This window comes from Mycobacterium malmoense, assembly GCF_019645855.1.
Lineage (GTDB): Bacteria > Actinomycetota > Actinomycetes > Mycobacteriales > Mycobacteriaceae > Mycobacterium > Mycobacterium malmoense.
The window spans coordinates 229,631-241,067 of the sequence record NZ_CP080999.1 but is presented as its reverse complement, the minus strand read 5'-3'; the positions used below and the strand labels follow the sequence as shown (position 1 = coordinate 241,067).

Genomic DNA, 11,437 nt, shown 5'->3' with positions numbered 1-11,437 from the left:
GCAACCTCACTTTCTGACATCATCCCCACGCTTGATGGCGGCACGGAAGGTCTCGTCCTTGAGGAACAACGAGGTGTTGTCGGCGCCCAGATGCCCCCATTTCAGGCTCAGGCCCCCGTCCACCAGCAAGGTCTGTCCGGTGATGTAGCTCGACAGGTCCGACAGCAAAAAGAGAACGGCGCCGGCGATCTCCTCCGGGCGGCCGCGGCGTCCCATCGCGACGGCGCGACGGTCACGCTCCGGATCTTCGTCGACGTAGGTGCCCGACGCCGGTGTCTTGGTCACCCCGGGGGCCACGGCGTTGACCCGGATATCGTGCCCCGCCAGTTCGAGCGCCATGGTGCGGGTTGCCGCCGTGATAGCGGATTTGGCTGTGCCATAGGCGATGTGGAAAGGCGCGGTGTTCACCCCGCTGATCGACGAGATGGAAACGATCGAGCCCGGACGCCCGCGCCGCTTCAGTTCCGCGGCCACGGCCTGGCTCATGAAGAACATCGTCTCCAGATTGCGGGTGAACAGTTCGCGCCAGTCGCCGCGCGTCACCCGGGTCGACGGCATCCACGTCGAGGGATCCGCGCCACCGGCGACGTTGACCAGGCCGTGCAATTCACCGTCGGCGCGCCGCACTGCGTCGAGGGTGGCACTCACGCCCTCATCGGTGGAGGCATCGGCCACGACGGGCACGATCGAGAGCCCCTCGGCCAGCAGGGATCCGAGGTGCCGGTCCAGATTGTCCTGACCGCGGCTCACCGCCACCACGGTCGCGCCCACCTGAGCGACCATGCGCGTGACGGTTGTGCCGATGCCGCCGCCCGCGGCGCCGGAGACCACGACGATGCGCCCGTCAAGGCTGAGAAGGTCTCCGGTCATCAGATAATTGTCCGGATAAGATAATGACATGCACTCATTAGAGAGCATGATTCTCTTCGGGCGGCGTGCGAGTCAAGGGTGGGAGCGGCCCGGCATTGGCTATTGTCTGGACTATTGAGCGATTGCTATCGTGCGAGCGGTGATGGCCGCAACCGGATTGTCGCAGCGCGGTGACCTTTCTCAAGGCCGCTACTTCGCCGCGCGGCCACCCAGCGTCGCCGAAGGCTGGAGCCTCCAGCGCCTCACGCCGCCCAGCCGGCTCTTCGGGGCCAACGGGCTGCGCACCGGTCCGGACGGACGGGTCTACATCGCGCAGGTAACCGGCAGCCAGATCAGCGCGCTCGACGTAACGACCGGCCGGCTGAACGTCGTCAGCGCCAAGGGTGGGGAAATCATCGCGCCCGACGACGTGGCCTTCGACCCGAGCGGCAACCTCTACGCCACCGAGGTCATGGACGGACGGGTGAGCGTGCTCGACGCCGCGGGTCGCACGCGGGTGCTTCGCGACGACGTGCCGTCGGCCAACGGCATCACCTTCCACCGGGGCCGGTTGTTCATCGGTGAGTGCCGGGAAGGCGGGCGGCTGCTCGAACTCGACCCGAACGGCGGCGCGTCGCGGGTGCTGCTGGAGGGCGCACCGTCGCCCAACGCCATGGAGGTCGGGCCCGACGGCTTGCTGTACTTCCCGTTGATGGGCGCCAACGAGATCTGGCGCATCGACCCCGACGGCGGTGTCCCCGAGCGGGTTGCCGGCGATCTTGGCGTCCCCGACGCGGTGAAGTTCGATGCCCGCGGCCGCATCGTTTCGACCCAGGTGCACAGCGGCCAGGTGCTACGCATCGACCCCCGCAGCGGCGAGCGCACCGTGCTGGCCCAGCTGAATCCCGGCCTGGACAACCTCACCTTCGTGGGCGAGCGGCTGTTCGTCTCGAATTTCACCGGCGAGATCACCGAAATCCTCGGCGACGGGCATACCCGGGCCGTACTGCCGGGCGGGTTGAACTGGCCGCTGGATCTGGCCGTCGGCGCGGACGGCAACCTCTACATCGCCGACGGAACCTACTTCTACGCCCTCGGCGCAGCCGGGCGAAGCAAGTCGGCGCCCGTCAAGCCCAGCGCACTGCGCACCGTCGGAATGTTGTTCAGCCCGGGCTATCCGGGCTTTGTGCGCGGCCTGGCGCCCAGCGGAGCCGGCGAGTTCGTGGTCACCACCTCCAACGGCCAGATCGCCCGCTACCGGCCGGACAGCAACGAAAGTGGCGTCGTGGCAGAGGGTTTCGACCAGTTGTACGGCGTGGCAGTTGCTCCCGACGGCACCATCGTGGCCGCCGAACTGGGCGCGGGACGGGTGCTATCCGTCCGGCCGGGCATCGTCGAGGTGCTCGCGTCCGGGCTCGGCGACCCGGTTGGCGTGGCGTTCACCCCCGACGGGGCATGCCTGATCGCCGAGGCGGCAGCCGGGCGAGTGGTCAAGCTGGACGGCGGCCGCGCGAAAATCACTTCCGTGTGGGACGACTTGCAGCGACCCCAGGGCATCCTGGTGTTCGACGGAACGCTCTATGTCGTCGACGCCGGCGCCAAGGAGCTCGTCGCGTTCGACCTGGACACCGGGGCCCGACGCGTCATCGCTTCCGAGCTGCCGGTGGGCGCCCCACCCGGCGTGATCCCCAAGCCACTGCGTGGGATGCCGCCGTTCTCCGGGCCGCAGGGGCCGTTCGCCGGCATCGCCGCGGGGCCCGACGGCACGCTATACGTTTCGGCCGATGCCGAGGGCAGCGTGCTGGCCCTGCGGCGGGAAACCTGAAGGGCCACAACACTTGCCGGAAACCAAAGTCGTCGACCATCGCTACCTCCAGGTCGCGCGCACCCTGCGGAAAGAGATCGTGGACGGTGTGTATCCGGTGGGGTCGCAGTTGCCGACCGAACACGAGCTGTGTGAGCGGTTTGCGGTGAGCCGCTACACCATTCGGGAGGCGCTGCGGCGGTTGCGCGAAGACAACCTGGTGTCGTCGCGCCCGCGCACCGGGACCCTCGTCGTGCCGCGGCCGTCGTCGGACTCCTACGTCCAGCACGTCATGTCCATCAATGACCTGCTCGCGTTTGCGGCCGGTACGCATTTCGCGATCGAATCCATCGCCATGGTCGCCCTCGACGAGGAGCTGGCGGCCCGGACCGGGCTAGCGAGCGGCGAACAGTGGCTGGGCGTCCGGGGTTTCCGGCGTGGCGAGCGTACGCAGCCCTCGGAGCCCGCGCTGTGCCGCACCGAGTACTACATCAACCGAGCGTTTGCCGCGGTCGGCAGGCTGTTGCAGCGCCACGAAGGCCCGATCTTCCCGCTGATCGAAGACCTGTTCGGCCTGAGTATCGTCGAGGTTCATCAAGAGATCGCGGCGGTGCTCATCACACCGGCACTGGCCGACGGGCTCGACGTCGAGTCCGGAACGCCAGCGCTGCAGGTGCAACGCACCTACACGACGTCCGACGGACGGGTCGCCCAGGTCACGATCAACACCCATCCCGCGTCCCGATTCCGTCACTCGATGACGATGCGGCGCATGAAAGGCTAGCCGGCACCGCTGCCATGCCAAAACACCAGGACCGCAAGCTGATCGGCGGACGTTGGGTTCGCTGGGACAACGAACGCGCCGCTGACGCCTACGCGCGCGGCTGGTGGGTTTCGGGCACGCTGGCCGACTCGCTGCGTGAGGCCGCGCAGCGCACCCCGCGGCGGGTCGCGCTGGTCGACGGCGACCGGCGGGTGGACTGTCAAACCCTGTGCCGGCAGGCGACGACCCTGGCACACGCATTGCACGCGCGCATTCCCCCGGGCAGCGTGGTGTCGTTCATGCTGCCCAACTGGCACGAAGCCGCGGTGATCTACCTTGCCGCAACGCTGGCGGGGATGGCGGCCAACCCCATCCTGTCATCCCTGCGCGACCGTGAACTGCGTTTCATCCTCGAAGACGCCGACAGCCGGATGGTCTTCGTCCCATCGCATTTCGGCCGCCACGACTACACGGCGATGTTGGCGCGGGTCACCGCCCAGCTCGAATCGCCGCCGGACGTCGTGGTGGTGCGCGGGGATCCCGGTCCCGACCAGATCCCGTTCGCCTCGCTGCTCGCGGAACCGACGGCCACCAGGGCGCTGCCGACCCTGAATCCCGATGCCGTGCGCATGATCCTCTACACCTCGGGGACCACCGGACGCCCGAAAGGCGTGCTGCACACCCACAATTCGATCCACGCGCTGATCCGCCAGATTCGTGATCACTGGCTCGTCGAGCGGGGGGATGCATTTCTGGTTGCGTCGCCGATCGCTCACATCGGTGGTTCCATCTACGCGTTCGAATGCCCGCTGCTGCTGGGCACCACCGCCGTGCTGATGGACAAGTGGAACGGCGGCGAGGCGGTCGGACTCATGCAAGCGCAGCGGTGCACTCATATGGCGGGGGCGACACCGTTTTTGGAGCAGACGCTCGCCGCCGCGCGCCGCGCCGGCACTCGCCTGCCGGACCTGAAGCTGTTCGTCTGTGGCGGTGCGTCCGTGTCGCCGTCGCTGATCCGCGGGGCCGCAGCATATTTCGAGTCCGCGATCGTCACCCGCGTGTACGGCTCGACCGAAGTGCCGGTCACCACAATCGGGTCTCCGCAGCATGCCGGGCACGCCGCTGACACCGACGGGCACGTCGGCCTGGCCGACGTCAAACTGGTCGCCGGAGAAATCCGCGCACGCGGCCCGCAGATGCTCGTCGGCTACCAGCATCCCGAAGACGAGGCCGAAGCTTTCGACGCCGAGGGGTACTTCCGGACCGGAGATCTCGCGCGCTGGGTCGACGACGAGTACCTCGTCGTCACCGGGCGGGCCAAAGACATCATCGTCCGCAACGGCGAAAACATCTCGCCCAAGGAGGTCGAGGACATCCTGGCCGGCCATCCCGGCATCGCCGAGATCGCCATCGTCGGCCTGCCCGACGAACGCACCGGGGAGCGGGCATGCGCCGTCGTGGTGCCCACAACCGTGTATCGCCCGGAGCCCGAACTGAACATAACCAGCTTGCGCGACTTCCTGGAGGACTCGGGGGTGGCGCGGTTCAAAGCGCCCGAGCAAGTGGTTATTTGGGATGCCTTACCAAAAAACGACGCGGGGAAGATACTGAAGCACCAGATCAAGGCGGCGCTCATGAAGGCAGGCCAGTGATGCAGGTAGCGATCGTAACCGGGGCGAGCGGCGGGATTGGCTTCGGTTGCGCGACAAAGCTCGCCGAGATGGGCATGGCGGTGCTGGCGACGGGACGCAATGAGGCCAGGCTCACCCAGCTGGCCGAAACCATTGCGGATCCCGATCGGGTGGCTACGCTTGCCGTCGATCTGAGAGACGACGATGCCCCCAAGCGAATCGCGGACCTCGCCGTCGCCCGGTGGGGGCGCATCGACTTCCTGATCAACGTCGCTGGGACCGGCAGCCCCAAGCCGGTGCACGAGACCGACGACGAATCATTGGACCACTTCCTTAATCTGATGCTGCGCGCGCCTTTTCGCCTGATACGTGAGGTGCTGCCACACATGCGGCCGGGCTCAGCGATCGTCAATATCACGTCGACCTTCGCCGTCGTCGGCGGTCTTCGTGGCGGCGCTTATTCGGCGGCCAAGGGCGGGCTCACGGCGCTAACCACCCACATCGCCTGCCAATACGGAGCGCAGGGAATACGTTGTAACGCGGTGGCTCCCGGCGTCATCCAGACTCCGATGACCGAACACCGCCTGCAAGACGAGCGCTTTCGCAGGATCAACGCCGAGATGACACCGCATCAGCGGCTGGGGACGGTCGAGGACGTGGCGAGCACCGTGGCGTTCTTGTGCTCGCCCGGCGGTGCCTTCATCAACGGCCAGACGATCGTCGTCGACGGCGGTTGGAGCTCGACGAAATACCTCTCGGAGTTGGCGCTCACCTCGGAGTGGAAGGAGTGAAAGCTCCATTAATTAGGCGGATTCGAAGTGGCGCCGGATACCCGCCAGCATCGCGATGTGAGCCGTGACCGCCTCGCGCGTCGTCACCGCGGCCAATGGTCGGGGCGCGGTTATCCCTATCCGCTCGGTGATCCGGGTACCGCCATCGATCGGCGCAAAGCTCACCGTCCCGCGTAGGTGCACGCCGGGAAACTGATCGGCCTCGGTGATGACGTCCCCATCGTTAGTCACATGTAGCCGCGCCCGGTAAGTGATCCGTATGGTTAACCGCCCCAACGGAATCCGATCTATCACCCGATAGCTCTGCAGATAACCGTCCGGTGTCTCGGTGCGCGACGTCGCTTGCACGGACACGATCAACGGGTGCACGAGCTTGATGTTGTCCAGATCCACGTAGAAGCCGCGGACGTCGGCCGGTGGCGCGGGTACCTCTTCGGACAGCGTGCGCTCGGCATGGGCGACCCACCAGCTCATGGGAGACAACCTACCTGGCGACACCAGCGAGGCGACGCCGGTCAGCCCAGGTTGACATACCCGCCGAACTGCGCGAGGAGATCCGCTGTGCGCCACCAGATCAACGCGGCGAATACCGCCACGACGACGATCGTCACCGCGGCTTGGACCGGGTTTCGGTGTTCCCTCGGCGGATAAACGTAAGCCGCGGCGACCAGCCCTCCCGTGGCCAAACCGCCCACGTGCCCCTGCCAGCTGATCAGCTGCGAAGTGACCAGCGGAATGACAAAAGTGAAGAGCAAATTGACCACGATCACTGCGGCAACCCAGCGGACGTCGAGGATGAGCCGCTTCGCCACCACGAACGTGGCACCGAAGAGGCCGAAGATTGCGCCCGAAGCGCCCGCCGTCGCCGTGCCGAGCGGCGAGAGCAGGTAGACCAGCACCGACCCGCCCAGCCCGCTCAACGCGTACAACGCGCCGAATCGCAATCGGCCCAGCCACATTTCGAGCGGTGGACCCACGACATACAGCGCCCACATATTCAGCAGCAAGTGGGTCGCGCCGTAGTGCAGGAACGCCGCGGTCACCAGCCGGTACAGCTGGCCGTCGGCCACGGCCACCGGCCACAGGGTCAGCTGCTTTTCCAAATTTCCCGACGCCATCTCCGCTACGAAAACCATGACGTTGACCGCGATCAGCGCATAGGTGACCGTCGGCGTGGCCGACCGCTGCCGCCCGCCAAAACGCATCCGCGGCCGTCGAATCGTCCGGGCACCCGCCTGGACGCAGTCCACACACTGGTGACCGACCGCGGCGACGCGCATGCAGTCCGTGCAGATGTAGCGTTCACAGCGGTTGCAGCGGACGTACGTCCGGCGGCCCGGATGCCGGTAGCAGGTCGGCGCTTCGGCCGGCGACTCCGGTGCGCTGGATGCACTCATCGCACCATTCTTGCCCGCGGCGCGGGCGCATTATCGAACTATCCCATTTCGGAGGTCCGCTGCCTTGCCTTACCGTGTCTTGCGTGGAGTCACCGATGTGACCGAGCCCGGCGCCGGCGTGGTTGAGCGCTACCTCGAGTGCCTGGCCGCACACGACTGGGACGGCCTGGCCGCCACCCTTGCCGACGACGGCTTGAACCGGGAGGGGCCGTTTCGCGATCTCATCGAGGGCAAGCAACGCTACGTCGCCTACCTGCGCAAGGTACTCACCAACCTCAAGGCGCACCGCTTGGAGGTGCGGCGCGTCTCGCACGTCGACTCCCGAGTGTCATACGTCGAGTTGACCGAGTCGTTCGAGATCGACGGCGTTCCCGCCTCGTGGCCCGAATGCATCCTGTTCGAGCAGGGTGACGACGGCCTGATCCGTCACGTCAGCGTGTTCTTCAAGCAGCGCGGGGCCGACACCGCGTAGCGGTCTGCGCGGGCTTTCGGGTCGATCGGACGTCCCGCGGCCTTGACGGCCGACTAGCGAGCTATTCCCTCATTCGCGGAATTGACCTAACGTGTGGTGGGTGGAGTCACACGGAACCCCAGAATCGGTGCCCGTCGAAACATTGCACTCAGGCGACCCCATCACCGATGGCGGTCAGCGGTACATCGTTCTCGAGTCGAAGGCCGTCGGCGATAGCTGTGTCGTCCTCGAACTCGAATCCCGAGTGGACCATCAGCTGCAGGTCATCGAGAAGTCCTTCCCGGCCGGTTACCACGTCGGTAGGGCGAACCACCGAATTTTGTAGACCGAATTTCCCAGGTCGAATATTGCGCGAGTAGCCGTTTCACGGCGTTCGTGTCCTTTGCGTCGAGAACGCCGATTGCGTTCGGCCACACGCGGTCTGCGGGTAACCCTCCGGCGAGTCCTCCCAGAGTTCCTGGCGCCCAAGGGCTGTCATGTCCAGACGGCAATGTCGCCCCGCGAGTGGTTCATTGGCTCCTTCGAACATCAGGGGACGCTGATATGTGGTCGGTCACGCATTAATCCCATGTGTCCATCGGCGATTCGCTGGCCGGCATACGACGATGTGCCCGACTCACAGCGACAACCAACCGCGCTTGTCGCTTGGAGCGTTCAGGGGGCTGCGCCCCGTTGTGGGGAGATGAAAATCCCGTGCCGGTGCGGTTGGGCGCGTGGTTGCGTTCGCCGTCGTGCGGGTTGACGCTTAGGGGGTGTTTCGGCGACCCCGTCCCGCCTTGTTGCCGGGGAGCACGACTCTAGAGCGTGGGGCTGGAGAGCTTCCCTTGGTGGCTGTACGAGGGATGTGGATTGTTGCCTGTGAGCACGCGAGTGAGACTTCTGTTTCTTTTCCGCCCTCCCCGAAACACGCTCCATAACAACGGATTAGAGTGCAAAAGGGGATGAACTGTCATGGAAGTGATCCATCCGCGGTGTGCGGGCATCGACGTGTCAAAACGCGATGCCAAGGTGTGCGTGCGGATCCAAGGCCGCGGCCGCAAAGCCACGTCGTCGACGGTGACCACGTGGACATCGATGACCAACAGCATTGTGGCGTTGCGGGAACATCTGATCGCCGAACGGGTGACCTGCGTGGTGATCGAGTCGACCGCGGCGTACTGGAAGCCGTTCTATTTCCTGCTCGAGGACGCGCTGAACGTCATGCTGGTCAACGCCCGCCACGTCCGCAACGTCCCGGGACGTAAAACCGATGTCTCCGATTCTGCCTGGCTTGCCGAGCTGGGTGCGCATGGGCTGGTGCGCGCCTCGTTCGTGCCGCCCGAACCCATCCGGGTGCTCCGCGATCTGACCCGCGCCCGCACCACCATCGCCGGGGCCCGCACGAAAGAGATTGGCAGGCTGGAGACACTGCTGGAAGACACCGGGATCAAACTGTCGTCGGTGGCCTGCGAGATCACCGGAGTTTCGGGGCGCGCGATGCTCGAAGCGCTCATCGCCGGCCAACGCGACCCGGCCGTGCTGGCCGATCTGGCTAAACGGCAGCTACGCAAAAAGATCCCCGCCCTAACCGAAGCGCTGGCCGGACGGTTCAACGACCACCACGCGTTCATGGTGCGGCTGCATCTGGACCGCATCGACGCCCACGAGGCCGACATCGCCCGCCTCGATGCCCGCATCGAGGAAGCCATCAAACCCTTTCAATACGCCCGAGAGCTCCTCGTGAGCATCCCGGGCTGGTCACAAAGTCGTCGCTGATGTGTTCATCGCCGAAACCGGCGCCGACATGAATGTGTTCCCCACCGCGGCACACCTGGCGTCGTGGGCAGGGGTCACCCCCGGCAGTAACGAATCAGCCGGCCGGATCAAATCAGCCAAGACCCTGCCCGGCAACCACCACCTCAAAGCCGCCCTCGGGGTGGCCGCCCTGTCGGCATCGCGCAGCACCAACACCTACTTCGGCGCCCGCTTCCGACGCATCGCCGGCCGCCGACCAAACCGGCCCGGAACCAAAAAGTCGCGCCGCCAGACCGCTGCCGGGCAGACCGCCATCGTTGCCCTCGAACACAAGATGCTCACCTGCGCCTGGCACATGCTCACCAACGGCACCTTCTACCAAGACCCCGGCCCCGACTTCTACACCCGCCACCACCCCACACAAACCAAAACCAAAGCCATCAAACAACTCCAAGCCCTCGGATACGACGTCACCCTGCAACCCCACACCGACGCCGCCTAACACCAGTGACCAACCCGCTCACCAGCTCCTGGTCACCTTGAATTTTCGAGTGAGGTGGGCAACAAAGTAGGTGCACACTTTTCGACTCACAAAACGATTGGCCCCCTTGGGAAGGGGGCCAATCGCCGTTGGTGGTCACCTGCTCGCATCGGCGACCCCCGCGGATTTAGAGCAGCCGGAGGAGTTGGACGAGCAGTGTTCCCACGGTGCTGGCGATATTTCCGAACACCGTCGGCAAACCCGCTAGGACGGACGGAACGTTTTGCAGCACTCCAGTCAGGTCGCCGGCAAGGTTGCCCAGGCCCGCGGTGATGTTGCTCAGCGACGGCCAGCCGCCGATCAGTTGATTCGCGAACGTTTGGATTGCGCTGGCAAGGCTACCCCCGTTCGCGATGTTGACCGCGCCGGGAGCGACGATTGATCCCGCGAGGTTATGGGGGATGTCCAACAACAGATGCGCGAGCAGTCCGTTTCCGACCGTATTAATACCGGTGACGCTCAAGATCCCGTTGTTTCCAAGCGCATTGCCATTGAGGACCGCGTTCGCCAAGACGCCTGGGACGTTGATCAAATCGGCCACTGCAGTCAGCGGATCGCCGGCGGCGTTGGCATCGTAAACGGCTTGCAGGGCGGGCCCCAACGTGTTCGGAACTAACTGCTGAAACAGCAATAGCCAACTGCCGAGCTGCGTGACGGCGGTATCAGCAAAGTATTTGGTCGCGTTTGCGAGATTCTGGGTGATGTTCACGGGGATTTGGAGTATTCGCTCGAGAGGGAGCCCGAGTTGGATATAAGGCTGTGTCCAGATAGCGCTGAAGAAAAGCTTGGTCGCGGCCTGGATGTTTCCCGTGTTCACATCAGCCCACACGTTTTGTAGGAGCGGAATGAAATCGGTCGGGCCAGTTCCGGTGAAATAGCTGAGGGCGTTGGCCGCCGAGGTCTGGAATGACCCCACGTAGGTGCTGGCGTAGGAAGTAAAGTTGGCGGCGACCTGCTGCAGAACCGGAGCGGGTACCTGTGCCCACAGGTTGCCCATCTCCTGTAAGTTCGCGCCGGCGTTTTCGAAGGTCGTCACCCATGTCTGGATGGGGACAGGCAGGCTCAGGTTGAGCACGTCGGCGGGCACTGCAGCCGCGGATGCCCCGCTGGCCAGCGACGCGAGCTGGGTCTCCACTCCGGAGAACAGGTCCATGACACTGCTGGCGTCGGTGAGGTTGATGTCGGCCACGTTCACCGTGGGCAGGTGTTCGGCCGCATGAACGCCGGGTAGGTGCTGGGCGATCGAGCCTGCGGCGATGACGCTGGCGGCGGCCAGGGCGACTCCAGCGCTGATGTGGGGGCGGGCTGCAAGTTCCACGACCATCTCCTTTGTCAGTTGTCGATGCGGACAGCCAAAACGTAGCTGAGGCGAGCCACAGTTTCGGGCGACTTTGGCCCATATAGCCGAATTTCGTCGAGCATAAGCGGAGGTTCGCAAACTTTATTTAGGCAAGT

10 protein-coding genes and 1 pseudogene are annotated in these 11,437 nt (G+C 65.2%); 7 read left to right on the top strand and 4 right to left on the bottom strand.

All coding sequences use genetic code 11. The features are described 5' to 3' along the window. Nucleotides 1–6: 6 nt before the first annotated feature. Nucleotides 7–870, bottom strand: a complete 864-nt coding sequence (locus tag K3U93_RS01135) for an SDR family NAD(P)-dependent oxidoreductase (protein WP_071512652.1) — start codon at nucleotides 868–870, stop codon at nucleotides 7–9. A 127-nt stretch (nucleotides 871–997) separates the two neighbouring features. Between K3U93_RS01135 and K3U93_RS01130 the strand changes: the two genes are divergently transcribed. Genes K3U93_RS01130 through K3U93_RS01115 form a run of 4 tightly spaced genes read left to right on the top strand, consistent with a single transcriptional unit; the run spans nucleotide 998 to nucleotide 5,838 of the window. Beyond that, on the top strand, nucleotides 998–2,674 hold the full coding sequence (locus K3U93_RS01130) for a Vgb family protein (RefSeq protein WP_420915434.1): 1,677 nt from the start codon (nucleotides 998–1,000) through the stop codon (nucleotides 2,672–2,674). Between the two features lie 13 nt (nucleotides 2,675–2,687). Continuing rightward, nucleotides 2,688–3,437 carry a GntR family transcriptional regulator gene (locus K3U93_RS01125; RefSeq protein ID WP_083008985.1) on the top strand — a complete coding sequence of 250 codons (750 nt, stop codon included), beginning with the start codon at nucleotides 2,688–2,690 and terminating at the stop codon, nucleotides 3,435–3,437. A 14-nt stretch (nucleotides 3,438–3,451) separates the two neighbouring features. After that, nucleotides 3,452–5,068 carry an AMP-binding protein gene (locus tag K3U93_RS01120; RefSeq protein WP_083008982.1) on the top strand — a complete coding sequence of 539 codons (1,617 nt, stop codon included), beginning with the start codon at nucleotides 3,452–3,454 and terminating at the stop codon, nucleotides 5,066–5,068. Next, nucleotides 5,068–5,838 (top strand): SDR family NAD(P)-dependent oxidoreductase, encoded by a 771-nt coding sequence (locus K3U93_RS01115; RefSeq protein ID WP_071512656.1) that lies wholly within the window; start codon nucleotides 5,068–5,070, stop codon nucleotides 5,836–5,838. The genes K3U93_RS01120 and K3U93_RS01115 overlap by 1 nt, the downstream gene beginning before the upstream one ends. A 12-nt stretch (nucleotides 5,839–5,850) precedes the next feature. On the opposite strand, the gene K3U93_RS01110 is transcribed toward K3U93_RS01115, so the two are convergent. Both K3U93_RS01110 and K3U93_RS01105 read right to left on the bottom strand, forming a co-directional pair. Then, the gene (locus K3U93_RS01110; RefSeq protein WP_071512657.1) at nucleotides 5,851–6,312 is read right to left on the bottom strand and encodes an SRPBCC family protein; all 462 of its coding nucleotides are present in this window, start codon (nucleotides 6,310–6,312) and stop codon (nucleotides 5,851–5,853) included. Nucleotides 6,313–6,353: 41 nt separating this feature from the next. Next, the gene (locus tag K3U93_RS01105; protein ID WP_083008980.1) at nucleotides 6,354–7,235 is read right to left on the bottom strand and encodes a rhomboid family intramembrane serine protease; all 882 of its coding nucleotides are present in this window, start codon (nucleotides 7,233–7,235) and stop codon (nucleotides 6,354–6,356) included. A 97-nt stretch (nucleotides 7,236–7,332) separates the two neighbouring features. On the opposite strand from K3U93_RS01105, the gene K3U93_RS01100 reads away from it, so the two are divergent. The 3 genes and pseudogenes from K3U93_RS01100 (at nucleotide 7,333) to K3U93_RS01090 (ending at nucleotide 9,943) form a co-directional block, all read left to right on the top strand. Then, nucleotides 7,333–7,707, top strand: coding sequence for a nuclear transport factor 2 family protein (locus K3U93_RS01100; RefSeq protein ID WP_083008977.1), 375 nt, complete (start codon nucleotides 7,333–7,335; stop codon nucleotides 7,705–7,707). A 100-nt stretch (nucleotides 7,708–7,807) separates the two neighbouring features. Then, a complete protein-coding gene (locus K3U93_RS01095; protein WP_083008974.1) occupies nucleotides 7,808–8,032 on the top strand; it encodes a hypothetical protein in 225 nt (74 codons plus the stop codon). Nucleotides 8,033–8,658: 626 nt separating this feature from the next. Further along, nucleotides 8,659–9,943: pseudogene (locus tag K3U93_RS01090) on the top strand (IS110 family RNA-guided transposase). Nucleotides 9,944–10,109: 166 nt separating this feature from the next. Here the strand turns inward: K3U93_RS01090 and K3U93_RS01085 are convergent. Continuing rightward, nucleotides 10,110–11,300: a hypothetical protein gene (locus K3U93_RS01085; RefSeq protein ID WP_139796732.1), complete on the bottom strand. Its 1,191-nt coding sequence runs from the start codon at nucleotides 11,298–11,300 to the stop codon at nucleotides 10,110–10,112. Nucleotides 11,301–11,437: the final 137 nt, after the last annotated feature.

Bases quoted from the DNA above. Each gene is read 5' to 3' on its own strand.
- K3U93_RS01110 (WP_071512657.1), bottom strand. From the start codon at position 6,312: ATGAGCTGGTGGGTCGCCCATGCCGAGCGCACGCTGTCCGAAGAGGTA.
- K3U93_RS01135 (WP_071512652.1), bottom strand. From the start codon at position 870: ATGACCGGAGACCTTCTCAGCCTTGACGGGCGCATCGTCGTGGTCTCC.
- K3U93_RS01115 (WP_071512656.1), top strand. From the start codon at position 5,068: ATGCAGGTAGCGATCGTAACCGGGGCGAGCGGCGGGATTGGCTTCGGT.
- K3U93_RS01105 (WP_083008980.1), bottom strand. From the start codon at position 7,235: ATGAGTGCATCCAGCGCACCGGAGTCGCCGGCCGAAGCGCCGACCTGC.
- K3U93_RS01120 (WP_083008982.1), top strand. From the start codon at position 3,452: ATGCCAAAACACCAGGACCGCAAGCTGATCGGCGGACGTTGGGTTCGC.